Origin of the sequence: Cellulomonas wangleii, from assembly GCF_018388445.1 — a bacterium.
Classification (GTDB): Bacteria; Actinomycetota; Actinomycetes; order Actinomycetales; family Cellulomonadaceae; genus Cellulomonas; species Cellulomonas wangleii.
Genome location: NZ_CP074405.1, coordinates 806,615 through 831,278, shown reverse-complemented (window position 1 = coordinate 831,278; position 24,664 = coordinate 806,615). Strand labels below are relative to the sequence as shown.

Annotated in this window: 19 protein-coding genes; 12 read left to right on the top strand and 7 right to left on the bottom strand. The window is 73.1% G+C overall.

What is annotated here, in order from left to right:
• From KG103_RS04030 to KG103_RS03990, 9 genes are all read left to right on the top strand, one after another.
• On the top strand, positions 1–1,230 hold the full coding sequence (locus KG103_RS04030) for a glycosyltransferase family 4 protein (protein WP_207340570.1): 1,230 nt from the start codon (positions 1–3) through the stop codon (positions 1,228–1,230).
• Positions 1,227–2,936, top strand: coding sequence for a glycosyltransferase family 4 protein (locus tag KG103_RS04025; protein WP_207340569.1), 1,710 nt, complete (start codon positions 1,227–1,229; stop codon positions 2,934–2,936). Before KG103_RS04030 ends, KG103_RS04025 begins: the two co-directional genes overlap by 4 nt.
• Positions 2,933–3,922, top strand: a complete 990-nt coding sequence (locus KG103_RS04020) for an ABC transporter permease (protein WP_249670792.1) — start codon at positions 2,933–2,935, stop codon at positions 3,920–3,922. Before KG103_RS04025 ends, KG103_RS04020 begins: the two co-directional genes overlap by 4 nt.
• Positions 3,923–3,977: 55 nt before the next feature.
• Positions 3,978–4,844, top strand: coding sequence for an ABC transporter ATP-binding protein (locus tag KG103_RS04015; RefSeq protein WP_249670785.1), 867 nt, complete (start codon positions 3,978–3,980; stop codon positions 4,842–4,844).
• Between the two features lie 26 nt (positions 4,845–4,870).
• Entirely contained in the window at positions 4,871–6,016 is a 1,146-nt protein-coding gene (gene wecB / locus KG103_RS04010; RefSeq protein WP_207340567.1) for a non-hydrolyzing UDP-N-acetylglucosamine 2-epimerase, read from the top strand.
• Positions 6,013–6,795 carry a DUF6270 domain-containing protein gene (locus KG103_RS04005; protein WP_243656361.1) on the top strand — a complete coding sequence of 261 codons (783 nt, stop codon included), beginning with the start codon at positions 6,013–6,015 and terminating at the stop codon, positions 6,793–6,795. The genes wecB and KG103_RS04005 overlap by 4 nt, the downstream gene beginning before the upstream one ends.
• Positions 6,796–6,803: 8 nt before the next feature.
• Positions 6,804–8,753, top strand: a complete 1,950-nt coding sequence (locus KG103_RS04000) for a glycosyltransferase (RefSeq protein WP_213319984.1) — start codon at positions 6,804–6,806, stop codon at positions 8,751–8,753.
• 10 nt (positions 8,754–8,763) lie between these two features.
• Positions 8,764–11,559, top strand: a complete 2,796-nt coding sequence (locus KG103_RS03995; RefSeq protein WP_213319981.1) for a heparinase II/III domain-containing protein — start codon at positions 8,764–8,766, stop codon at positions 11,557–11,559.
• A 123-nt stretch (positions 11,560–11,682) separates the two neighbouring features.
• Positions 11,683–13,365, top strand: a complete 1,683-nt coding sequence (locus KG103_RS03990) for a hypothetical protein (protein ID WP_207340563.1) — start codon at positions 11,683–11,685, stop codon at positions 13,363–13,365.
• On the opposite strand, the gene KG103_RS03985 is transcribed toward KG103_RS03990, so the two are convergent.
• The 6 genes from KG103_RS03985 to KG103_RS18780 all read right to left on the bottom strand — a co-directional run bounded on the left by KG103_RS03985 (position 13,343) and on the right by KG103_RS18780 (position 21,755).
• Positions 13,343–14,563: a phenylacetate--CoA ligase family protein gene (locus KG103_RS03985; protein ID WP_207340562.1), complete on the bottom strand. Its 1,221-nt coding sequence runs from the start codon at positions 14,561–14,563 to the stop codon at positions 13,343–13,345. The genes KG103_RS03990 and KG103_RS03985 overlap by 23 nt on opposite strands.
• Positions 14,560–16,233, bottom strand: a complete 1,674-nt coding sequence (locus KG103_RS03980) for a heparinase II/III domain-containing protein (RefSeq protein ID WP_207340561.1) — start codon at positions 16,231–16,233, stop codon at positions 14,560–14,562. Before KG103_RS03980 ends, KG103_RS03985 begins: the two co-directional genes overlap by 4 nt.
• A 151-nt stretch (positions 16,234–16,384) precedes the next feature.
• Positions 16,385–17,656, bottom strand: coding sequence for a UDP-N-acetyl-D-mannosamine dehydrogenase (gene wecC / locus KG103_RS03975; protein ID WP_207340560.1), 1,272 nt, complete (start codon positions 17,654–17,656; stop codon positions 16,385–16,387).
• Between the two features lie 11 nt (positions 17,657–17,667).
• Positions 17,668–19,554: a CgeB family protein gene (locus KG103_RS03970; protein WP_249670783.1), complete on the bottom strand. Its 1,887-nt coding sequence runs from the start codon at positions 19,552–19,554 to the stop codon at positions 17,668–17,670.
• 153 nt (positions 19,555–19,707) lie between these two features.
• Entirely contained in the window at positions 19,708–20,688 is a 981-nt protein-coding gene (locus tag KG103_RS03965; protein WP_207340559.1) for an LCP family protein, read from the bottom strand.
• Positions 20,685–21,755 carry an LCP family protein gene (locus KG103_RS18780; protein WP_249670781.1) on the bottom strand — a complete coding sequence of 357 codons (1,071 nt, stop codon included), beginning with the start codon at positions 21,753–21,755 and terminating at the stop codon, positions 20,685–20,687. The genes KG103_RS03965 and KG103_RS18780 overlap by 4 nt, the downstream gene beginning before the upstream one ends.
• 141 nt (positions 21,756–21,896) lie before the next feature.
• Here KG103_RS18780 and KG103_RS18775 point away from each other — a divergent pair, with 141 nt between their 5' ends.
• The 3 genes from KG103_RS18775 to KG103_RS03950 all read left to right on the top strand — a co-directional run bounded on the left by KG103_RS18775 (position 21,897) and on the right by KG103_RS03950 (position 23,825).
• Positions 21,897–22,850 (top strand): hypothetical protein, encoded by a 954-nt coding sequence (locus KG103_RS18775; protein WP_243656360.1) that lies wholly within the window; start codon positions 21,897–21,899, stop codon positions 22,848–22,850.
• A 107-nt stretch (positions 22,851–22,957) separates the two neighbouring features.
• A complete protein-coding gene (locus KG103_RS03955; RefSeq protein ID WP_207340827.1) occupies positions 22,958–23,449 on the top strand; it encodes a YdcF family protein in 492 nt (163 codons plus the stop codon).
• Between the two features lie 58 nt (positions 23,450–23,507).
• Positions 23,508–23,825, top strand: a complete 318-nt coding sequence (locus tag KG103_RS03950) for a DUF2530 domain-containing protein (protein WP_207340557.1) — start codon at positions 23,508–23,510, stop codon at positions 23,823–23,825.
• A gap of 62 nt (positions 23,826–23,887) precedes the next feature.
• Here the strand turns inward: KG103_RS03950 and KG103_RS03945 are convergent, their stop codons facing one another.
• Positions 23,888–24,652, bottom strand: coding sequence for a CAP domain-containing protein (locus KG103_RS03945; RefSeq protein ID WP_207340556.1), 765 nt, complete (start codon positions 24,650–24,652; stop codon positions 23,888–23,890).
• Between the last annotated feature and the right edge of the window lie 12 nt (positions 24,653–24,664).

Here is a 24,664-nt window from a genome sequence, read left to right as displayed (position 1 = left end):
GTGCACGTCGCTCTGCTGACCCACCACTACGCACCCGAGACCGGCGCTCCGCAGCGCCGGTGGTCGGCGTTCGTGGAGCGCTTCGTGGCCGCAGGGCACCGCGTGACCGTCCTGACCCCGCCTCCGCACTACCCGTCCGGGCTGCTGGATCCGCAGGGTGCGCACCTGCGGCCCGGCACCGTCGCCCGGGGCGCCCACGGCGAGACCGTGGTGCGCGTGCACTTCCGCGAGCACGGGCCGTCCCTGGTGAGCCGCACGGCCGACCAGCTCGTCGCCGCCGGTGACTCCCTGCGCCGGACGCTGCCCCTCATCGGCTCCCGGCAGCGGCCCGACGTGGTCGTGGCGACCGCCCCCGGGCTGCCCACCATCCCCGCCGGCATGCTGCTGGGCCGCCTGCTGCGCCGGCCCGCCGTCGTCGAGATGCGGGACGCGTGGCCCGACCTGATCGCGTCCAGCGGCATGTGGGGGCCGGGTGAGGGCGGCGGTGTGCGGGCGCGCGCGACGACGGTCGCGCACCGGTCGCTGACGTCGCTGCAGCGGCACGCCGACTCCGTGGTGACGACCACCGTGTCGTTCGCCGACGTCCTGTCCGCGCGCGGCGTCCCCCGCGTGAGCGTCATCCGCAACGGCGCGCACCTGCCGGACCTTCCGCTGCTGCCGACCCCGGCCCGGACGTCCGACGCGCTGCACGTGCTCTACCTGGGCACCATGGGGCGCAGCCAGGGCCTGGGCGCCGTCGTCCGGGCCGCCGACGTCGCCCACCGGCGCGGCGTCGCCCTGCGGCTGCGGTTCGTCGGGTCGGGTGCCGACGAACCGTACCTGCGGGACCTGGCGCGGATGCTCGGCGACCGGGTGGAGTTCGTCGGTCGGGTGCCCGCGGACGAGGTCATGGCCCACTACGCCTGGGCCGACACGGTCGTCGTCTCGCTGCGCGACTGGGGGCCGTTCGAGTGGACCGTGCCCTCCAAGCTCTACGAGATCCTGTCGGTCGGCCGCCACGTGACGGCCGCCGTGGCCGGCGAGGCGGCCCGGGTGGTCGCGGAGTCCGCCGCGGGGTCCGTGGTGCCGCCGCAGTCGCCGGCCGCGCTGGCGGACCTGTGGGGCGCCCTCGCGGACGACCGCACGCGCCTCGACGTGCGGACGTCGGGACGGGCCTGGGTCCGGCAGAACGCCGACCACGACCAGCTGGCCGCCTCGTACCTCGACCTGCTCGAGCAGGTGCGCTCGTGAGGGGCTTCGCCCGCCAGGTGGCGCTCGGGGTCACCACGGCCACCGGCATGGCGGCCGAGGACCCGGCGCTGCTGGCCGTGCAGGCGAGCAGGCGCGCGCCACGGCGCGCGACGCTCGCGGTGGCCGGGCTGCTCGACAACGGCACGGGAGGGCGGCATGCCGACGCCCGCCGTGGCCTGGCCGCGTGGCTGCGCGGGCACCGGGACGACGCGCGGGCCGGCGTGGCCGCCGCGCTCGCCGGACGCCCGGCGTCCCCGGTGCGCCGGGTGCTCGGGGAGGTCGCCGTCGAGCTCGACGTCCCCCTGCCGCCGGACGCCCCGCGCGTCACGCGCGCCCGCGCCGCATGGCGGGCGGGCGACGTCTCCGGGGCCGTCACGCTCGCCCAGGGCACCCCGCTGGGCCGTCGCCTCGCGTCCGAGCAGCGCGCCATGACGCCCGGGACGGTGCTGGCCGGCGATCGGCGTGCGCGCTCCACTCCGGCCGGCCCGCCCGTCGCGCTGCACCTGCTGACCAACTCCCTGCCGCACACCTCCAGCGGGTACACGCTGCGCAGCCACGAGGTGCTGCGCGCCCAGGCCGCCGCGGGCATCGAGGTGGCCGCGGCCACCCGGCTCGGCTACCCCGTCGTCGTCGGGCGCGTGACGGGCCGCGACGTCGACGTGGTGGACGGCATCGCGTACCACCGCCTGCTGCCGTGGTCCGCCGCGCGCACCCCCGGCGCGCGCCTGCGGCAGAACGTGGCGCTCGCGCGACCCCTGGTGCGTGCCCTGCGCCCCACCGTGCTGCACACCACCACCGCGTGGAGCAACGCCGTGGTGACCCGCGCCCTCGCCGACGAGCACGGCCTGCCGTGGGTGTACGAGGTGCGCGGCGTCCTGGAGGACACGTGGGCGGCGTCGTTCCCCACCGCCGAGGCGCAGCACGCGGCGCGCGCGAGCGAGCGGCACGCCCTGCTGCGGGCGCGGGAGACCGAGCTGGCCCGGGCAGCGGACCACGTGGTGACCCTCGGCGAGACCGTGCGGCGCGACCTCGTCACGCGCGGCGTCGACCCCGCACGGATCACCGTCGTGCCCAACGCGGTGCCGGGCGAGCTGCTTGACCTGCACGTATCCTCGACGGCGGCCCGTGCACGGCTGGGCCTGTCCGGGGAGGGCTTCTGGGTCGGCACGGTGAGCAGCCTGGTCGACTACGAGGGGATCGAGACGTTGGTCGAGGCGGTGGCCGTGCTGCGCCGGCGCGGTGCGGACGTGCGTTGCGCCGTGGTCGGGGACGGCACCGCGCGCGCGTCCATCGCCCGGCGCGCGCAGTCCCTCGGCATCGCGGACCACGTCGTGCTGCCCGGCCGGGTGGCCCCCGACGAGGCGGTCGGCTGGCACCTCGCGCTCGACGCCTTCGCCGTCCCCCGCCGGGACACGGCCGTGACCCGGGCCGTCGTGCCGCTCAAGCCGATGCAGGCGATGGCGCTCGGGCGGCCCGTGGTGGCCAGCGACCTGCCCGCCCTGGCGGAGATCGTCGGGGAGCCAGGCACGGGCCTGCTCGCGGCGCCCGACGACGCGCAGGCGCTGGCCGACGCCATCGAGCGGCTGGCCGACGACCCCGCGCTCGCCGGCTCGCTCGGGGAGGCCGGACGGGCCTTCGCCGCCACGCGCACGTGGGCAGCCGCCGGGGCGGCGTACCGGCGGCTGTACGAGGAGGTGGCGGCGTGAGCGGGCGGTCCACCGGCGCCGCGACCGACACGGCGACGAGCGCGCCGGCCACCGGCGCGACGCCGAACGTCTTCACGCGCCCGCTGCTGCTGCGCGACGGCCGTCGGCCCCTGCACGTGGAACCCGTGGACGGGACCGTGCTGCGGCCCGTCGCGAGCCGGCCGGCCTTCGGGGAGTACCTGCGGCTGCTGTGGCTGCGGCGGCACTTCATCGTGGCCGACGCGCGGGCGAAGGTGTCGACGAGCAACAGCGGGACCCTGCTGGGGCGGGTCTGGCTGGTGCTGTCGCCGCTGCTCGACGCCGCCGTGTACCTCGTGATCTTCGGGCTGCTGCTGCGCTCGAGCAGAGGGATCGACAACTTCATCGGGTACCTGCTGATCGGTGTCTTCCTGTTCCGGCTGACCTCGCGGACGGTGAGCACCGGCGCACGCTCGTTGGTCGCGGGCCGGTCGCTCGTCCGGTCCTTCGCATTCCCTCGCGCGGCGCTGCCGCTGGCGTCCGTGGCACGCGAGGCCCTCGCGTTCGTGCCGACCCTCGTGCTGCTGGTCGTGCTCATCCTGTTCACGCGACCGGCAGCCGCCGACACATGGGCGGCACCGGCTGAGCTGATCGGCTGGCGTTGGCTCCTGGTCCCGCTCGTCCTTGCGCTGCAGCTCGCCATGAACCTGGGCCTCACGCTCATCGCCGCCCGTGCCACGGCGCGCGTGCCCGACCTCGGCCAGGTCATCGGCGTGCTCATGCGGTTCTGGCTGTACGGGTCAGCCGTCTTCTTCTCCTTCGATCGGTTCATCGACCACCCCACGCTGTTGCGCGTTGTGGAGATGAACCCGATGTTCCTCGTGCTGGACATCGTTCGGGACTGCCTGCTGTACGGCCAGACCCCTGCGTGGGAGTCCTGGGCCGTACTCAGCGCATGGTCGGTCGGTCTCCTTGTCGCGGGCGCCGTCTTCTTCTGGCGCGGGGAGGAGAGCTATGGCTCCGTCTAGCCCCACGCAGGCCGTCATGACCGTGACCGGGGTCGCCGCAATGCGCTCGGTTCAGGTGGCGGTTGACGACGTCCACGTGCGCTACCGCACGCCTTCCACGGACGCGGCCGCGCGGGCCGAGGTGCCCCGCGCGATGCGCGCGGTCAACCGCCTCATCGGGCGCCAGCCCACGGTGCTCAACCGTGCACTCGCCGGGGTGTCGTTCGTCGCCCGCTCCGGCGAGGCCGTCGGCGTCGTCGGGCTCAACGGGTCGGGCAAGAGCACGCTCCTGCGGGTCATCGCGGGCCTCGAGCGTCCGGCCCGGGGCATGGTGCTGGCCCGCACGACGCCGGTGCTGCTGGGCGTGAACGCCGCGATGCTGCCGGAGCTCACCGGTCAGCAGAACGTGCGCCTCGGCTGCCTCGCCATGGGCATGACGCCGGAGGAGGTGAGCGCCGCCTACAAGGACATCGTCGAGCTGTCCGGGCTGGGGCCGGCGATCCACCACCCCATGAAGACGTACTCGTCCGGCATGGGGGCGCGCCTGAAGTTCGCGATCGCGGCCGCCGCGAACCCGCAGATCCTGCTGATCGACGAGGCGCTGGCCACCGGCGACGCCGCGTTCCGGGAGCGGTCGGAGGACCGGATGAACCAGCTGCGCGGCAACGCAGGCTGCACGTTCCTCGTCTCCCACGCCGCCAAGACGGTCGAGGAGACGTGCACCCGCGCCATCTGGCTGCACAAGGGCCGCCTCGTCATGGACGGCAGCGCCTACGACGTGGCCCAGAAGTACCGCTGGTGGGCGTGGAACCTGGCCAAGGGCGAGACCGAGAAGGCCGCCGGCCTGCTCGATGACGCCTTCGGCGAGGGGCACGACACCGCCGTGCGCGTGACCGAGCTGTACGACCCGTCCGCCCCGCCCCGGCACGTCCGGGGCGGTTGAGAACCGAACGACCCAGGAGACCGACGATGCGCCCCCGGATCATGACCGTGTACGGCACCCGCCCCGAGGCGATCAAGTGCGCGCCCGTCGTCAAGGCGATCGAGGCGAGCGACGACCTCGACAGCGTCGTGGTGGTCACCGGCCAGCACCGGGAGATGCTCGACCAGGTCAACGAGCTGTTCGGGATCACGCCGGACCACGACCTCGACATCATGAGCCACGGGCAGACGCTCGCGCAGATCTTCAGCCGCGTGCTCGACGGGCTCGACCCGATCCTCGAGAAGGAGCAGCCGGCCGCCGTGGTGGTCCAGGGCGACACCACGACGTCCACCGCCGCCGCGCTGGCGGCGTTCTACCGGCAGATCCCCGTGGTGCACGTGGAGGCAGGGTTGCGGTCCGGTGATCTGTACTCCCCGTTCCCGGAGGAGGCGAACCGAAAGATCACGTCCCAGATCGCCGCGCTGCACCTGGCGCCGACCCGAACGAGCCGGGAGAACCTGCTGCGGGAGGGCGTGGCGGACGAGGACATCGTCGTCACGGGCAACACGGTCATCGACGCGCTGCTGGCGACGGTCGGCAAGCAAGTCCCCTTCGACGACCCGGCACTCGAGCAGTTGGGGTCCGAGGGGCGGGACATCCTGCTCGTCACGACGCACCGGCGCGAGAACTGGGGAGAAGCCATGGCCGGTGTCGGCCGGGCCGTCGCGCGCGTGGCGAAGGACGAGCCCGAGCTGATGGTCGTGCTGCCGATCCACCGCAACCCCGTCGTGCGAGAGGCTGTTCTCCCCCACGTCGAAGGCCTGGCCAACGTCATCGTGATCGAACCGCTCGCGTACGGGCAGTTCACGCGCATGCTGTCGCTCGCGACGGTCGTGCTGACCGACTCTGGCGGGGTGCAGGAGGAGGCGCCGAGCCTCGGCAAGCCGGTCCTCGTGATGCGCGACAACACCGAGCGACCCGAGGCCGTGGACGCCGGCACCGTGAAGCTGATCGGCACCGACGAAGAGCGGATCGTCGACGAGGTCGTGCGCCTGCTGCGCGACCCGCAGGCGTACGAGGCCATGGCGACCGCCGTGAACCCGTACGGGGACGGGCATGCATCGGGCCGGACCGTCGCCGCGATCGCGCACCTCCTCGACATCGGCGCACGGCAGGAGGAGTTCGCCGGATGAGCCCCGCGGGGGCACCGGCCGGAGACACCACAACGCGAGTCTTCGTCTACGGCAGCTGCGTGGCACGGGACACGTTCGAGCATGTCTCCGGCTCCGGCCAGTTCGTGTTAGTCCGGTACGTGGCGCGCCAGTCGCTCATCAGTGCCTATGCCGGCGCCGCGACCGTCCCCGGCACCGAAGTTCTGGAGTCGCCCTTCCAGCGCCGCATGGTCGAGGGAGACGCCCAGGGCGACCTCCCCTCCTTGCTCGTCGCGCACGCAGCGGAGACGGACCTGCTCGTCTGGGACCTCACAGACGAGCGCCTGGGTGTGTGGACCTGGCCGGAAGGTCAGGTCGCGACGCGCTCGGTCGAACTCGTAGCGTCCGGCATCGAGGAGCACCTCCGAGGTCGACGACTTGTCACCTTCGGGACGAATGAGCACTTCGCGCTCTGGTGCCGCGCCCTCGCATGGTTCCACGACACCGTGCGCGGCCTGAGCTTGCTCCCTAAAACCGTCCTGCTCGCCGTCCCCTGGGCGGAGACCTCGGACGACGGCAGCGCGGTGCCCCGGAGCTTCGGCGTCGCGCCGGCCGAGGCAAACGCCGCCTTCGAGCGGTACTACTCGGCGGCCCGGGACGCCGGCATCCGCGTCGTGGCGCCGCCTATCAAGGACGTCGTCGCGGACTCCCAGCACCGCTGGGGACCTGCGCCCTTCCACTACTCCCGCTGCACCTACGAAACCATCGCGTCGCTGCTCGAAGAGGTCGCGCCGCGCGCGTCCGGCAGCACCGAGAATTAAGGACCCCCATGAGCTCGAGCAGTCTCCAGCTGGCGTGCGTCGGCGCGCTGACAGTCGGTCTCGGCGGCGCCGGGGTCGGCCTCGTCACGGGAACGCTGGACGCCGTCGCCGCCGTCACGACCCTGGCCCTCCTCGCCGCACTCGCGTGCACGGCCCTTGCGCTGCGCAGCCTCCGCGCGCGCGTCGCCGTCGGTGAGCGCCGCTGGAGGGAGGCGGACAGTCGCCTGGCGGCGCTCGCGCAGGACATGCATGCGCTGCGCGACCGCACCGACCAGCTCATGCAGCAGTCGGACGGCGACCTTGACCGGTCCACGCTCCGGCGGCTGTCCACGGCGGTCGCCGTGCTTGACTCGGAGCTGCGCACCCAGGACCTGCCCGGCGCCCGCCTGCGACCGGCCGTGCTCGCGGGTCCGGACACGCTGCGCGTGGTCCAGCAGCTGCTTACGGACGGCGACCTGCTCGAGGCGGACCGGCTCGTTTCTGTGCAAGTAGCAGCCCTCACGGACCTCCGTCTGCAGGAGCTGCGCACCCTCGCCCGAGGGCTGCGGGACCGTGGCTATCTTCGACGTGCGCACGACTACTTTGCCGCGGCGGCGGCGCACGGCGACCCCCGTGACCAACGCACGCTCGCGCTGCGTGACAGCGAAAGGGCCGTGATGGAGGGGTCGTTTGTCCCGTCGCTCACCGTCCCCGTCAAAGTCGAGCGTGTAGCTGGCAGGGTCCTCCACGTCGTCGGCCGCGCGGTGCCGACCACGCAGTCCGGGTACACGCTCCGCACCCAGAGCACGGGACGCGCGCAGGCGGCGGAAGGGCTTGACCCCCACGTCTTTGTGCAACTCGGCATCACCGCGACGACGTCACGCGGAGGCGAAGTCGACGAGGTCGACGGCGTGACGTACCACCGATCTGTCGGCGACTCGATCTTCGATGTAGGTCACGCCGCGTGGTTGCAGGCCAATGCCGAGGCGCTGCTCGAGGTCGCCCGACGGGTACGCCCCTCGGTGCTGCACGCGCACTCCGATTTCTTCAACGCACTGATCGCCCGCGCCGTCGGAGACGCGACCGGCATTCCGGTGGTGTACGAGGCGCGAGGCTTCTGGGAGGAATCCTGGCTCTCGCGAACAGCGGACAAGTACGGCTGGACGGACACCGCCGCGGTCTTCGCGCGCTATGGCACGCCTGAGGCGTACGAATGGCGTCGTGAGCGCGAGGCCGACGCGCGTGCCGCAGCAGACCATGTGGTGACGCTCGCGCGCGTGATGTCCCGCCGCATCCTCGCTGCCGGCCTACCGGCGGACCGCCTCACCATCGTGCCGAACGCCGTGGACGGCGAGCTCTTCGCCGTCCCGTCCCGTGACGAGGCGCTGGCGGCGCAACTCGGCATCCCAGCGGGGGCGGTCGTCGTCGGTTGCGTCACCTCCGTGGTCGAGTACGAGGGGATCGAGGTGCTCCTCGAGGCTTTCGCACGCCTGGAGCAGTGCGGGCATCCAACCTGGCTCCTCGTCGTGGGCGACGGACCCGTCCTCGGGCATCTGCAGAAGCGCGCCGAGAGCCTGGCCCTGACCAACGTCACCTTCACCGGACGCGTGCCGCACGCCGACGTCCTGCGGTACTACAGCGTCATCGACGTCTTCGCGGTCCCCCGGCGTCCGGCCGACGTGTGCCGGCTCGTCACGCCGCTCAAGCCATTCGAGGCGTTCGCCACCGGTCGTGTCGTCGTCCTCTCCGACGTCGAAGCGCTGCAGGAGATCGCCGAGGACAGCGGGGCAGCAGCGCTGTTCCGCGCGGGCGACCCCGACGCGCTCGCGGAAACCCTGCGCGAGCTGGTCGAGGACCCGGACCGGCGTGAGGCACTGGCCCGCGCCGGTGCCAACTGGGTCCGTGCGGAACGATCGTGGACGGCTAACGCGCAGACCTACGCGGCCCTGTACAAGCAGCTGGAGAGCACTCGTGCCTGACCTTCGACCCATGCCCACGCTGGCGCACGCTCGTAGCGTGGCCGCGCGTCAGTCCTTCGGCCCGCACTTCGAGCGCCGGGCGACGGATGCCCGCGCCGTCGAGCTGCTCGCCCACCGCCGCATCCAACTCCACCCGCACGCGGAGTGGCAGCTTCCGACCGTTATGACGTGGACGGAGGACCCGTTCACCAGCCGGAACTGGGCCGCGCAACTGCACATGCTGCGGTGGCTCGAGCCCGCACGGCGTGCCGCACTAGCCGGTGACGAGACGGCCCGTGACCTCTGGGTGGAGCACGCACGGTCCTGGGTGGAGCACAACCCACCCGGCGGCTCCCCCTCCGCCTGGGCGTGGTCCGACATGGTCGACGCCGTGCGGGGGTTCGTGCTCGTCGCGGGACTCCTCGTCGTGGACGACCCGGGGTGGGTGTTCGACTCCCTCCACCAGCACGGGGAGTGGCTCGAAGACGAACGGCACCTCGGCCGCGCCAACCACGCGCTGCACCAACACGAGGCCCTGTTCGTCATCGGCACCGTGCTCGGCCAGGGCCAGTGGGTCGCGCTCGGACGCACGCGGCTGGAGGGACTGCTCGAGGAGAGCTACGACGAGCAGGGTGTGAACGCCGAAGGCAGTCCCGTTTACCACGACCTAAATTACCGGTGGTGGTCGCGAGCCCTCCGCCGGCTCGAGCTCGAGGGCGAACCCCCGCTCCCGCATTCCGAGCGCCTGGCCGCTGCCCCGCTCGCACTCGCGCACGCCACCCGGCCTGACGGGGAGTACGAAAGCATCGGCGACGGCGACGGCGGCCGACCCCGCGGCATCGACCACCCGGCGACGAAGTACGTGGCGTCCAACGGCGCTGACGGCGAGCCGCCCGCCGACCTCGTCGCGGTCTTCGACCGCGGCTACGTCTTCGGCCGCAGCGGCTGGGGCGAGACGGACCGCCGGTGCGTCGACGAGACCTTCTACTCGCTTTCGTTCGGGTCCGCGCGCCGGGTGCATGGACACCCGGACGGCGGGTCGCTGACGTACTTCGCCGGTGGGCGCCCGTGGCTCGTCGACCCCGGCAAGTACATCTACGGCGAGCACGCCATCCGTGACCTCGTGCTCAGCCGGGCATCGCACAACGTCGTGCACGTGCCGGGGCGCCGGTACGACCGGTCGAGCGTCGTGGCGCTCGTCGCGCGTGCAACCACGGCCGACACCGACCACTTCGTGCTCGAGGACCGCGGGTACACCGGCGTCCTCCTCCGCCGTAGTGTGACTTTCGACCGGCGCACCGAGGCGCTCGTCGTCGTGGACCACGTCGAAGCCGACGACGAGGTCGAGGCGCAGCAGCGCTGGCTCCTCGCTCCCGACGTCGACGTGACGCAGGAGGACGACGACTGTCTCGCGCTGACGTCTGCGCACAAGTCCACCCGCATGCATCTGCTGCCCGGGGGAGACGTCCTGCTCGTCCGCGGCCGGACGGACCCGCACGAGGGGTGGAAGGCCACGGGGTGGGGCAAAGCCGAGCCGGCGACGCAAGTGTCCGTGTCACGGCGTGGCCGACGTCTCGCGTTCGCCGCTGTCCTCGTGCCGCCGGCTCTCGCCTCGGCCGCGATCGAAGGCCTCGACGAGGCCACGCTCGACGCGCCGGGAGGCCTGCGCCTGGACCTGGGCGGCCGCGCGGTAGTGACGACACCGCCGTCGCGGCCAGAGCGCGATGCCGGTGCGGGCGCCGGGCGTGCTGACCCGGATGTGACACCTGGCGCCTCCGAACGCCTTGCGCTGGGCTCCGAGGTGTGGCCGGCAATGGCGGAGGCGAAGGGACGGGCGTGGTCGGCGACGGCTGACCAGTCCGTGCGCCTGCACGCCGCGGACGACCTCCGGCGACGCTTCGGCTCGCTCCTGCTCCACGATCGTGACCTGGGCATGCGCGCGGTGATCGCCGATCTCACGACGGCACCGCCGGACGACGAGAGCTGGGGGCGTCCGCCGTTGGTGGCGTGGTCCAGCGGCGAGGCTCGCCGTGTGCGCGACATGCCGCTGTCCTCGTACAAGGGGGTCCCACACTCGTTCGTACCTCCGCAGGAGCCGACGATCGTGACGCTCGACCTCGGTGCGCTCACGCTGCCGACCCTCTACTCTCCCGGGGATTCCCCGGTGCTGACGGTCCTCCTACACGGTGCGCTCGACCGCGCGAAGACGGCACTCCCCCGGTTCGAGCGGGTCCGCACCCACACGGCCTCCGGCGGACCGTTGCTCGCGATCGGCGACCCGACGCTCGACCTAGACCGCACGCTGCGACTCGGGTGGTACCTCGGGACAGAGTCGCTCGACCTGCCGATCACTCTCGCGGCGTGGGTGCGCAACGTGGCGGAAGGCTGCGGCGCGCGCGACATCGTGCTCGCCGGCGGCTCGGGTGGGGGGTTCGCGGCGATACACGTGGCCAGCCTGCTCGAGGGGTCCACGGTGTTCGCCGTGAACCCGCAGACCGACCTGAACGGCTACTTCCCCCGCCTCGTGCGGCCGGCTCTCGACGCGGTCTTCGGAACACGCTCCGCGCCCCGGCAGCGAACCGCCGTCCTCGAACGGATGCGGGCGAACGACGCGTCCTTCCGCCTCTTCTACGTCCAGAACACCGGGGACCGCGTGCACGTCGAGCGGCACCGTGACCCGTTCCTGCGCGGCCTGCGCGAGCACAGCCCGTCGGTCGACGTGCGCTCCGTCGAGATCGACTGCGGGCCGGGACACGTCGGGCCGAAGCCGGCCGAGTACGCCCGGCTCTGGCGCGAGTGCCTTGACATGCTCGACAGCAGCCTGTGAAGCCACCAAGTCTGTGAAGGAAGGCGACCTATGTCGAGCTCCCTAGGCCTGTTGGCCTACGTCCTTCGACGTCCCGAGTCATCGCACGTCACGCAGCAGCGCCTAAAGCACGCGGACGCGCACATGGACCGGATCGGGTTGTCCGAGCGTGCGCTCACGACGGGCGACACCATCAGCGGCCTCGTCACCTGGCGTACTCCGGGCACAGCCGTCGACTGGCGTAGCGGTGTCCAGCGCGCAACCGACGCGGTGGCCTGGGTGCACGTTCCCAGCTTGCAGGCAGGCGTCACCGACGCGGACGAAGGGGAACTCGCCGATGCGGTGCTCGACGGCGCGCTCGACGTGGCGCGTGTGGCGCCGCCCTTCGCCGCTGTGCGCTGGCGCCCTCGTTCCGTCGAGCTGCGGAACGACCTCTTCGGCCTCGTGCGCCTCTTCCACTTCTCAATGGCTGACGGTGACGTGTGGTCGACCCGGATGGGACTCGCTCACGTGTTCATGGGCGAGCGCCCTCACCGGAACCCGCAGGCGTGGGCCGGGATGGCAACAATCGGCTGGGCGCCCGGGGGCTCCACTCAGATCGGTGCCGGCCGACACCTACGAGGCGGCACACACGTCCGCGCCACGGCCGGCGACGGGGGCATCCGGGTGGACGAGCGCGCGCACTTCGCCGAGTGGCTGCAGGGCGTGCGTGGCGTTCCTGTGCCCCCCGACGAATCCGTCGTTGCCGACATGCGCACCGTCATGGCGTCCGCCCTCCGTTGGCCGGAGCCGCCACGAGCCGACCTGAGCGGAGGTAAGGACTCCCGCCTCATCGCGGCCGTGGGGGTGTCCAGTGGCGCGGTGCGCACGGTCAGGACCGTCAACAGCGACCACGGCGAGGTCGAGACGGCCCGGCGCCTCGTGTCGGCGTCGCCGTTCGCTGTCACGCACCTCGTCACCGAGAAACGGCCAGTGGAGACGACAGACGACAGGTGGCTCACACTGGTGTCGCAGCATGCTGCCTGGGAGGGCCGGTACCTGGCGAGCGCCGCCTATGGCGCGCGGCCGTTCACCGGCTTCCGCCCGTCTGCGCGGGCGTCGTTCAACGGGCTGGGAGGGGAGGTCCTGTCGGGTGGTGCCCTCTGGACGGGCGGATGGCGGGAGCGCATGCTCGAGGCCCCGGCGGCCCGGGCGTCTGAACGGCTGAAGCGCCTCGTGGGTGCGTCGCCGAGTACCACTCGGGATGCGCAGGAGCTCACGGTCGACCTCCTCAGCGGCGTAGCCGAGCAAGCGGCGAGCGCTGGCATCACCACAGCGGGCGGCGTACTCGACCTGGTGTACCTCCGGGACCGGATGCCGCACTGGGTGAACACTTTCGCTACCGGAGCAGTGATCTGTCCGCTCTTCGCGCCCTCCCTCCTCCCGCGCGGGGCGCACTCCGTCGGAGCCCCCATACCCGACGGCAGCCTGCACAGCCGATTCATCGCCGCAGCGGTGCCGTCCTGGGCCGGAATCCCCTTCTACAAGCCAACGGGACACCAACGCCTGTCCCGGCGCCGCGCTTGGGAGGAACCCGACTGGCCTGTCATGCGCGCCCGCCTCGCGGAGGCGACGGAGGAGTCGGCAGACGTCACGACCGCCCTCCTCGATGACGTCGACCGCGCGATCGACGAAGGGACCGCGGGCAAGGTCGTGGAGACGGCCGCCCATCGGGTCCTGTTCAGCTACGCGTTCGACGAGTATGTGCATCGTCTCGCACGGGAGTCCCATCGTGCCGCCGAGGCGATCGCCGAAGCCCGGCGGGTCACACCGCCGCGGGTGGGGTGACCAGGAGCGGCCCCTTGCCGACGGACGTGCGAGCAACGTCGGGGACGCGGCGGACACGGGTCGCGAACCCCTCAAGGTGCGACACCGCGCTCTCAACATCGGTCACGTGGACTGCCACCGCCGGCGCGAGCACGACGTCGACGTCCAACTCACCCGGACCGCGCTGAACAAACTGGAAGGCCCGCACACCTGGAAGGCCCGCCAACTTCTCGTAGAACCACGGTCCGAAGATCCGGGAAGTGCCCTCCGCGTCGATGACGACGTCACGCACCCGTCCCTCGACGCGGTCGAGCCGTGGACCTGCGCGGCCGCACGCGCACACGCCGGGCGCCCACCGCCCACGATCACCGGTGCGGTAGCGCAGCAGTGGGGCCGCCAGGTTCCCCAGGCCCGTGCCGACGATCTCACCAACAACTTCGGCCTCGGTGATGACGTGACCGTCGTCGTCGACGAGCTCGACGTAGCCGTACGTCTCGTCCACGTGGAGGCCCTCCTCCGCCGGGCACGTGACCGCGAGAGCCACGTGCTCCGTCTGGCCGTAGAGGTTCGCGTGCGGGACGCCGAAAGCACTGCGCAGAATCTCACGCTGGTAGGGAAGTAGGACTTCCGAGGAGGTCCCTGTGGCGCGCAACCCTGCCGGGGCGGGACGCCCTTCTCTCAGCATGAGCTCAGCGAGGAGCGCCAACGCCGACGGGTACCCACGCAGTAGTGCCGGCCTGTAGGCAACGAGCCGCTCGTGGTGCCGCCGGAGCACGTCGTCCGACAACTGCACGCCTCCCAGCCACAGGTCTCCGGTCGAATGAGGGACGTGCTCCTCACCCTCCGCACCCACCGGTCGGGCCACGAGCACGGCCACGGGATCGTCGACCGCAACCCCGAACTGCTGCCATGCGTTGCGGACGTGCGTGAGTTCCCTCCGGCCGTCCTCCCGGTCCCGAAGGAACGTCGCTGGCCGTCCCGTCGTACCTCCCGTGCGGACGGCCCGCAGCGACGTCGCGTCCACTCCGTCAGCGACGAGACGGGTGCCCGCCGCGTCCGCCTCCTCCCGGGTGAGGAGTGGCACGAGGTCCCAGCGTGGCGTCCCGTGCGACGAGATCGGTCCGAGTCGCTCGCGGTAATGCGGGACCTGCCGGACCGCGTGCGACAGCACTGCTGCCCGCCTCTCCTCGCTGTCCGGCGCACGCTCAGGGAACGTCACGGGGTGGGACCGCCCGGACGTGATGCGCCGGGTGATCGGCCCGTCTCCCGGAACGGGTGGTCGGGCACCCGTTGTGGAGGCACGGGCCCGAGCTGGAGCAGAACGACGAACGTGTGCCGACGCGTTGGCGCCGTCCGTCGGCCCAGCGACCACGCGGGCGTCAGTTCACGGTCATGGCGCGAACGCCATCCCTGGAGCTCCGGCTCCGTCTGGGCCGTCACGGGCACGATCCCACCATCGTCGGCGAAGGAGCGGATCCACAACCGTTCTCCGGTGGCCGGGTGCACGGCACGCACCGTCCCGGTGTTCGGGGCAGTGCGCACGACGAGCTCCCCCGGCAGCGTGAGCCATGACCGAAACACGTGCTCGGCGCCGTCCATGGCCTCGACGTCGTCGACGAGGAGCAGCCAGTGGCCGGGACGGGTGACCACGACGCGACGGTGCGCCCACCCCCCATGGTCCACCGTGGCCTCGAGCCGAGCATGGCCGTCGAGCACCTGGGCGCCGACGTCGCCCGCGCCGTACGGCGTTCGGCCGCGACGTACGTGGTCGCGACCGTCACAGTCGACCGTCGTGTGCGCACGGGTGGACTCGACGTACTGGCGTTCGGGCGTGCCGTAGTAGAAGCCCTGAAGTCGCAGCGGTGAGTCCCCCGCCAGTAAGTCCGCGTAACCGTAGCGGCCGGCGTCGACGAGCCACTCATGGCCACGGTCATGCCACACCACGACCGCGTCGTCCGCGTGCTTGTGCGCCCGCGAGTGGAACGCCGCCATGAGCGCGACGTACGCGCCGCCGTGGCCGGGCGCACCCGTGCGCGCGAACGCGTAGCCGCTCGCTGGGAACGCCGCCGCCACGAGCTGCTCGGAAGAGGCCCCACGGTCGGGCGCGCTCGCGTCCGCCAAACCCGCGCCGAGCTCGGCCGCGTCGACCTCGATCAGGGAGGTGTCGCCAAACTGGACGAGATGACCGTCGGGCTGCACCATCCACGTGAGCAGTGCGTCTGAGCGCGCGAGGCGGGCACGCAGCGTCGGGTCCGCGACCAGCCCGGACCGCTCCGCGCGCCGGAAGTCGCGGACCAACATTCGGTGGTACTCCGGGGAGTGCTCCGAGTGCCCACCGTCGTCAAGGAACTGCGTAGCCGCGACCTCCGCAAGCCGGTGACGTCCCTGGCGCTCCAGCGCGGCCATGCCGGGGAGCGGCCGCAACTCGCGGGCCAGTGAGAGTTGCCCGACCGCGGTATAGAAGCCGTGATTGTTGCGGGCATTGAACGCCTTCGCCTCGCCGAGCGCTTGCTGGTGCGCGAGCACGCCGCGGTAGAGGAGCTCCAGGCGCTCGTCGACGGGATCCCGACGCAGTGCCTCCCGCAGCAGCCACGCCAGTCGCGGCGCCCGCAGTGAGAGGGCCATGTCATACCACGCCATGGGCGCGCAGCCCGCGCGGGGAACGTGCCCGTCGACGTGCGCGGCAACCCAAGACGCCGCGCGGTCGAGGCACCACCCGATTAGTCCATCGTCCCGCGAGGTCGTCCACCCGCGGACCACCGGGTCGAGGAACGACCACGTGTGCAGGTAGAAGCCCCAACTGCGGTCCTGCATCGCGGCCGTGGCCCAGTTGATCGGAAGCGCCAGGTCGACCGGGGGAAATTCCGCGTGCTTCCATCCCTCCCTCATGACCGCGGAGGCGGAGGTCTCAGGGTGCTCGGCGAAGGTCTCCGGCCCTACAACGCGGGTCCGGCGGTCCTCGGTCTTCAGCAGACGGGCCCTCGCCACCGGCCACGTCAGGGGGCGCGGCGGTAGCAGCGTGCCGGCCGTCGGCGACGGGCTAGCCACGCCAGACACCACGCGTGTCGATCACCACCTTCTCGGCCAGCCCGAGCACCCGCTCGTCCGCCTCCTTGAACTGCGTGTGATCCACCAGTAGCAGCACGATGTCCGCCGCGTCGACCGCGTCGCGCAGCGACACAAGGTCCACGCGGTCCCGGGCCGACAGCTCGCGCGGAAGCGCCTCGATGTGCGGCTCGACCACGTCGATCTGCGCCTCCGGCAGCCGCTTGGCCAGTTCGGCCACGATCCGGCGCGCAGGCGACTCACGCAGGTCATCGATGTCGGGCTTGAACGCCAGACCGAGTGCAGCGATGCGCGGGGCGCGGAACCGCCTGGCCTTCTCGACGACCTTGCTGATCACGCGCTCCGGCTTGTCGTCGTTGACCTCCCGTGCGGTCCGGATGAGGCGGGCCTCGTCGGGCGCGGAGGACACGATGAACCACGGGTCGACGGCGATGCAGTGGCCGCCGACGCCGGGGCCGGGCTGCAGGATGTTGACGCGAGGGTGGTGGTTGGCCAGCTCGATGAGCTCCCACACGTCGATCGCGAGCTTGTCGGAGATCATCGACAGCTCGTTGGCGAAGGCGATGTTGACGTCGCGGAACGAGTTCTCGACCAGCTTGGCCATCTCCGCCGTCTTGGCGTCGGTCAGCATGATCTCGCCCTTGCAGAAGGTCGCGTAGAGGTCTCGCGCCTTCTCCGCCGCGACGCGCGTCAGGCCGCCGACGATGCGGTCATTGGTCACCAGCTCGACCATGACCCGGCCGGGAAGCACGCGCTCGGGGCAGTGTGCGAAGTGCACGACCGGCCGGCCGGCGCGGCCGTGCAGGCTGAGGTCGGGGCGGGCGGCGAGGATGCGGTCCGCCATGTGCTGCGTGGCGCCCGGGGGCGACGTGGACTCGAGGATCACGAGCTCGCCGCCCTGCAGCTGCGGGGCCAGCGCGTCGGCGGCGGCCTCGATGTAGGACAGGTCGGCGGCGTGGTCGTCCGCGAACGGCGTGGGCACGGCGACGACGAAGACGTCGGCCGGCGGCGTCTTCACGTCCGCGCGGAGCCGGCCCTGGGAGACGGCACCGGCGACGGAGATCTCCAGGTCGGGCTCGACGAACGGCACCTCACCGCGGTTCACCGCGTCGACGGTCGCCTGGTTCACGTCGACACCGATGACCTCGGCACCGTGCGTCGCCAGGATCGCCGCCGTCGGCAGCCCGATGTACCCCAGGCCGATGACCGCGACCACCGGACTCGTGCTGCTCCCGATCGGAGACATGCCCCCACCCCTCACACCATCGCGTGGTCGAGCGCCTGCCCGACCACCTGAACGTCGGCGCCGGCCAGGAGCTCGGCGTCGCTGACCGCCCACGTGTGCGCGGCGGGGTCGCCGCTGCGCACCTGGACGAAGTTGAAGCGGTCCGTGGCGTACACGGACGTGCCGGCGTCGACGACGCCGGCCAGGAACCCGGTGTCCTCGCCCCGCGGCACGGCGGGGAAGGGCACGGCGCGTGCCACGTCACGGCGGGCGACGATCGTCGGCCCCATGACGAAGTCGGTGAACGTGTGCTCGCGCTCGGGGAACCGCAGGGCGAGCAGCCCGGCGCCGCGCAGCTGCACGTAGTGCGCCTGCTTGCCGACGACGCCGGCACCGCTGTACTCCAGCGCGTGCACCTGGTCGGCCAGGTAGTGCGGACCGTAGACGTCGTCGTCGTCGACCTTGGCGACCACGGGGGCGTCCGCCACGGCGACGAGCCGGTTGAGGCACTCCCCCAGCGGCACGTCGTCGTCCGCCCGCAGCACCACGCTCGAGGCGATCCCTGCCTCCGCCGCCGCGCGGGCCAGCCCGTCGGCGTCCACGTCCCACCCGTGCGCCAGGAACGCGAGCTGCACGTCGACGTCCACCTGCGCACCGAGCGTCGCCAGGACGTGCGCGAGCTGCCCGGGGCGGTTGGACGAGACGAGCGCCGTCACCGTCGGCCGCGCGCCCGTCACCGTGTGCTCCCCCAGCCCCGCGGCGCGCAGCACGTCGTCGACGCGGTGCGCGTACGTGTGCCCGGCCCAGATGCGCCGCTGCCCGCGGTGCACCATGCGGTCGCGCACCTCGGCGTTGCGCACCAGCGCGCGCAGCATCACCTCGGCCTCGTCCCCGTCGGCGACCTGCACCACCTCGTCGCGCGGGAAGAGCGCGTCGATGGCCGGGCTCGGCGTCGACACCACCGGGGTGCCCGAGGCCGTGATCTCGAAGATCCGGCGCGCGCACATGCTCGGCGACGTGACGACGGTGTTGACGTTGAGGAAGACCTTGTACGCCCGGTACGCGCTGAGCATCGCCGGGTAGTCCAGGGAGCCGACGACGCGGGCGTCGAACGGCGCGGGGAACTGGTAGCGCTCGTCGCCGCCCAGCTGGCGGGAGAAGATCTCCAGCCCGGTGTCCATGCGGTCGGACGCGCGCAGCGCGGCACCCAGCAGCATCTGCAGCTGCTCGCGACGCTCGGCGTGCCGGTGGGCGAACCACATGCCGGCGAACGCGACGTCCCGCTCGTGGCGGCCGGGCCCCGGCCGCACCGGGTTGTGGATCGCGCTCTGCGCGGCGAACGGCAGCACGCCGACGCGGTCGTGGCCCAGCGCCGCGCGGTACCGGTCGACGGTCGCGACGTCGGTCGTCCAGACGTGGTCGAACAGCCGCGCGGCCTCGAGGAAGTCCTCGTGGTGGACCGGGTCCTCCTTGTTCCAGAAGACCGTCGCGATGCCCTGCTCACGGCACCAGGCCACCAGCTCGACGAACGCCCGCCGCGGGCCGTGGGGGCCGGTGAGGTGGTAGCGCCACGCCCCGCCGTTGCCCGCCCACGCCGACTCGACGAACAGCAGGTCGACCGGCTCGGCCTGCAGGCGCCGACGCCAGTCGTCCGGCGTCACCTCGACCTGCTGCCACTCGTAGCGCAGGGCCAGCCGCGAGAAGTCGTCGAGGACGACCGCCACCCGCAGGGCGTCGCGGCGCACGGGCGCCGGCGGCAGGTGCCACGCGGGGAACGTCAGGCGGCCGTCGGGCCGCGCGACCGCCCGCACACCGGGCCGGGCTCCCCCGGCGCGGACACGTCGGCGGTGCGTGCGCAGGGCGGTGGGTCCGCCGTGCCGCAGGTGCCACACGGCACGGCGCCACGCGTCGACGTCCACCTGGTCTCCCTGCTGAGGTCCTCGCGTGTGAGTCGTTTCACTCCGCCAGACCGGCCGACTGTAATCACAGATCCGCGGAGGTCACGACTGCTGGCAGCGGCGCCGTCCGGGCGTATCCGGGCACATCCGGCGATACCGCCCGGGGGATTTTGCTCAGGGCGCGTAGTCCGTCCCGTGCCGCGCAACGTAGCCACCCACGTCGTCGGCGCGCACCGCCGCCCCGAGCTCGGCCATCCGCGCGTCGTCGACCACGTTGACCGACGCCCCACCCCGGTTGCCGAACCCCGTGATGGGGGCCATGAGCCCGACCACGTCGTCGCGGCCGAACGTGCGCGCCAACGGGACCAGCCCTGCCACGTCCTGCGCCTCCAGCACCCCGGTGACCTTCACGTTGCCCACGACGTGCGGCAGGAGGGTGGCCAGGGCGACCGGGTCGTCGGCCAGCTCGCCGACCCTGGCGAGCATGCCCACCAGCGCCGCCCGCTGGCGTTCGGTGCGGTCGAGGTCGCCCAGCGGCAGCCGCTTGCGCTCGCGCACGTAGATCAGCCCGTCGGTGCCGCTCAGGGTGATCCGCCCCTCGGGGAAGTCGACGACGCGACCCGTGCTCTGCACGGTCACGGTGGAGTGGTGGCGGTTGTCGACCTCGAACCCGCCCAGCGCACGCGTCAGCGCGATGAAGCCCGCGAAGTTGGTCTGGACCGTGGCGTCGATCGGCGCCCCGCCCAGCAGACCCGACACCGTCTCCACGAGCGTCGGGGTGCCGCCCCGCGCGAAGGCGGCGTTGAGCTTGCCCTCGCCGACACCCGGGATGGGGACCCACATGTCCCGCGTGAACGAGATGAGGTACACCTGCGCACGGTCCGCCGGCAGGTGCACGAGCAGCACCGTGTCGGCGTTGCCGCCCAGGGACGCCGGGTCCCGGGAGTCCGTCCCGATGAGCAGCACGTTCAGCGGACCGGCCGGCAGCGGGTCCGCTGGCGTCGGACTCGGCGTCGGCGTCGGCGTCGGCGTCGGCGCGGGGGTGCTGCGCGCCGCCACCGTCGGCGCGGGCGTCGTCGGCTCCGGTGCCGGGCCGGTGCACGCCACCAGGCCCAGCGACACCACCACCGCCACCAGCGCGCGCAGGCGCCTCACTCGACGACCGGCGGCAGCACGTCGAGGGACCCCGCGTTGCCCTCGAGGTAGGCGCCGAGGGTGTCGGAGGCCACCGCGGCCATCAGCGGGTCGAGCGCCTCGCGGTCGAGCACGACGATGCTCTGCGCACCGTCGGGGCTGCGCCCCGTCCCCTCGAACGGCACCGTGAAGAACGTCATGTCGGTCGAGCCGAGGTTCTTGGCGCGGTCCTGCAGGTCCCGCATGACCCGCTCGTCCAGGCCGTCGTCCGTCGCCACGGACCGGCTGACCACGTCCAGGAACCGGGCCGACGTGACCGGGTTGTGCAGCGTCCCGTCGTTGCGCATCTTCGCCACGATGGCCCGCATCCACGCCTGCTGCCGCTGCACGCGGTCGAAGTCGCCGCGGGCCAGGGTCTTGCGCTCCCGGACGAACCGCAGCGCCTGCTCACCGGTGAGCAGCTGCTGCTTGCCGGCCGGCACCACCGTGCCGCCGACCTTCAGGTCGTTCGTGAGCGTCATCCGCACCCCACCGAGCGCGTCGGTGATCCGCACGAACGACTCGAAGTCCGTCACGACGAAGTGGTCGATACGCACGTTCGTCAGCTGCTCGATCGTCTGGATGAGGAGAGCGGGCCCGCCGTACGAGAAGGCGGCGTTGATCTTCGCCTGCCCACGGCCGGGGACGTCCACCCACGAGTCGCGCGGGAACGACATCAGGTACGCCGCGTCACGGGACGCCGGCAGGTGGACGAGCATGATCGTGTCCGTGCGCTGGGCTCCCGCCTGCCACTGGCCGGGGTCCCCGGCCGAGATCCGCGAGTCCGAGCCGAGCACCAGGATGTTCATCGCACCGTCGAGCGTCTCGGCCTCCCCCTCGTCGGGCGCGGCCGCCGCGGGCGCGGGGCGCGCGGGGAGCTCCGCGAACGGGTCGCCCACGCGCTCGACCTGCCCGGCGAGCCACTTCTGCACCCCCCAGGTGGCCGCGAAGGCACCCCCACCGAGCGCGAGCACGAGGACGAGGACGAGCACGAGCGCCCGGCGGTTGCGAGGACGGTCGGCAGCACGCGCGTGCGAGGAGGGGGACACGGTGACCGAGGATAGGTCGGTCGTCCGGGGACGTCTCGGCCGGTCAGGGCCGCACGGACCGGGAATCACCCGCCTCCGGGCCCGCCGGTTCACCCGCTCGTCGCGTGGCCGCCCGAGGGTCCGCTTGTAGCGTGAGCGGCTATGGAGACGCCCCCCGACGCCGGCGCCCGACCGCCGGGCACGACGGACGGGACCCCGCGGACCACCCCGTCGGTCGGCGTCCCCGTCGGTGACTACCGGTTCGCCTGGCCCGGGGTCACCCAACGGTCCACGCGTGACGCGGACGCCGCGCAGACGCAGACCGGCCGTGCCTCCACCGGGGGTCCGGGCCGCTCCGTGCGACGCCTGCCGGGACGCCGCTCCGCCGCCGTGGTCGGCGCGCTGGCCTGCAGCCTCGCCATCGCCGGGGTCACCGCCGCCTGGTCCGCGAACCGCACCCAGCAGTCCCCCGCGGCGCCCACGCCGGCCTCGACGACCGCGGACGCACCGGGCACCTCCGCCGCGGTCCTGGCCGCCGTCGAGAGCCTCGCGCAGGAGCGGGAGGCGACGTCCGCCGCGGTCGTGGAGGCCGAGCAGGTGTGGGCGTCGTCCGAGGGCCTGGTGGACGAGGCGCAGCGCGGGCGCCTGCGGACCGCGATCGACGCCGCCACCCGCGCGACGGGCGAGGCGGCGGGCACGCCACGCGAGCGCGCGGGCTCGATGACCCGGTCGTTGCGCACTGCACGTCTCGCGCTGGTCGCCGTCACGGCCACCGTCCGTAGCGCCCAGACCGCGACACCCACCGAACCGGCGCAGGAGCCCCCGGCACCCGACGTCGCCACCGGCGGCGGGCGGCCGGCGTCCGGCCCCGAGGGCGCGCCGACCGTCGAGGGCGGTTCGGACCCCGCTGCGGGCACGCCGGGTGCTCCGCAGCCCCCGGCGACACACAGCCCGGAGCCGAGCGCTCCGGTCGAGCCGCCCCCGCAGACCCCGGGCCCCGAGACTCCGTCCGAGCCCACCCCGGGGACCGACCCGGGGACCGGCGGCCAGGACCCGGGGACCGGCGGCCAGGACCCCGGCACCGGCGATCCGGGCGTCCCGTCCGCCGGCGAGTGACCACCCACCCCAGCGCGGCACCACCGCGGACGCCCGACGCGCCGAGCACCGACGGACCCCGGCGGGCGACCGCTCTGCGACGGCTCCGCCGGGCCGCGACGACGGTCGTGACGGCCGCGCTCGGTGTCGCCCTGGCCGGCGTGCCGGTGCTCGTCGCCCCGCCCCAGGACCCCCCGGGCACCGCCGACGTCGTGGTCGTCCTCGGGCCGCCGCAGGCATGGCGGGTGGACTGGGCGCGCGAGCTCGTGGCCGACGGCCGGGCGGGCGCGATCCTGCTCTTCGCCGACGACCCGGCGGCCGTTCCCCTCTGCTCGCAGACGGCACCGGTCGCCGTCGTGTGCCACCGCCCCGACCCGTACACGACGCGCGGCGAGGCCAGGACGCTGCGCGCCGAGATGTCCGCGCGCGGCTGGCGGACCGCCACCGTCATCACCGCCGCACCGAACGTCCTGCGCGCCCGGTGGGTGGTGGGACGGTGCGTCGAGGACGGCGTGCAGGTGGTCGGCCGACGGGAGGACATCGGGCTGGACCGGTGGGTCATGCGCTACGCCTGGCAGGCGGGCGGGTTCGTCAAGGCCGCACTGCAGCGGGGGTGCTGACCAGCGCGCCGACCGCCGGGTCGCCGGCCACGGACCTGCCGCGGTCTACCATCGAACGGTGCCCCCGATCGTCAAGACGCTGCTGCGCCCGCAGCGCACACCCCCGCCGCCGATCGACGTCGATCTGGCCCGGGTGATGGGGGCGGGCACGGTCGTATGGGCCGGCGCCCTGGTCATCACCGGTGTGCTGTCGCTGCTGGACGTGGTGCCCACCTCGTGGGTGTTCGTGTGCGCCGCCGGAGTGCTGCTGGGGATCGTCGGGGTGCAGTGGGCACGGCGCAACGGGCGGCTGTCCGCCGACGGCACCGGCGCGATGATCCGCCCGGGCGACGAGGCGACCGCGCCGCCCACGGACGGCGCACCCACCGACCGCTGACGCAGGAACTCCGACGCAGCGCTCCTGACGCAGCTGTCCTGACGCAGCACCCTGACGTGACCTCAGCCCAGGAACACCTGGGCGCACAGCCACCCGCGCGCCCCCGCCGCGCACCCCACGCCGATCTGCGTGTACGCGGGGCGCAGGATGTTCTCGCGGTGCCCCGGCGACGCCATCCACCCCGCGACCGCGCCCTGCGCCGTCGGGTAGCCGAGCGACAGGTTCTCCCCCACCGTGCCCGCCGCGCACGCCTCGAGCACCGGGCCCAGCGGGTCGTGCTCGAACCGCCCCTGCGCCACCAGCAGCGCGGCACGGGCGGCGGCCTGCTCGGTGGCGCACGCCGAGGTGGCCAGTGCCGGCAGCCCGGCGGCGGTCCGCTCGGCCGAGGTGAGCGTGACGATCTCCGCCGCGAGGGCACCCGCGGCGTCGGCGGGTGCCGCGGGTGGCTGTGCGGCGGCCTGCGGCTGCGGGGAGGGTGAGGCGGGCGGTGCGGGCGGCGCCGGTGGCACGTCCGCGGCCCCGTCCGCGGGTGCGGGCGCCGTCTGCGGCACGGCGGAGCTGGTCAGGGGCGACGGCTCGGCGGGGGCGGGGTCGGCCGTCCGCTCACCGCCGCGCGACGCGACGTCCTGCACCCGGGAGGCGAGCCCGTCGCCCGGCGGCGCCGTGACGACCTCGCGGGTGGGGGCGTTCGCGCCGGGTGCGGCGGACAGGAGCACGGCCATCGCGACGACGAGGGTCCCCGCACTCCCGACCAGACGCACCCGGCGACGTCGGCGCGCCCGGCGGTCCTGCCAGCGGCGGATGTCGCGGCGGTGGACGGCGGGCACACCCGGACGTTA

What these genes read in the sequence shown, in the direction of transcription:
- KG103_RS04000 (WP_213319984.1), top strand. Translation starts at nt 6,804, where the DNA reads ATGAGCTCGAGCAGTCTCCAGCTGGCGTGCGTCGGCGCGCTGACAGTC.
- KG103_RS04005 (WP_243656361.1), top strand. Translation starts at nt 6,013, where the DNA reads ATGAGCCCCGCGGGGGCACCGGCCGGAGACACCACAACGCGAGTCTTC.
- wecC (WP_207340560.1), bottom strand. Translation starts at nt 17,656, where the DNA reads ATGTCTCCGATCGGGAGCAGCACGAGTCCGGTGGTCGCGGTCATCGGC.
- KG103_RS03990 (WP_207340563.1), top strand. Translation starts at nt 11,683, where the DNA reads ATGGACCGGATCGGGTTGTCCGAGCGTGCGCTCACGACGGGCGACACC.
- wecB (WP_207340567.1), top strand. Translation starts at nt 4,871, where the DNA reads ATGCGCCCCCGGATCATGACCGTGTACGGCACCCGCCCCGAGGCGATC.
- KG103_RS18775 (WP_243656360.1), top strand. Translation starts at nt 21,897, where the DNA reads ATGGAGACGCCCCCCGACGCCGGCGCCCGACCGCCGGGCACGACGGAC.
- KG103_RS03980 (WP_207340561.1), bottom strand. Translation starts at nt 16,233, where the DNA reads ATGAGGGAGGGATGGAAGCACGCGGAATTTCCCCCGGTCGACCTGGCG.
- KG103_RS03995 (WP_213319981.1), top strand. Translation starts at nt 8,764, where the DNA reads ATGCCCACGCTGGCGCACGCTCGTAGCGTGGCCGCGCGTCAGTCCTTC.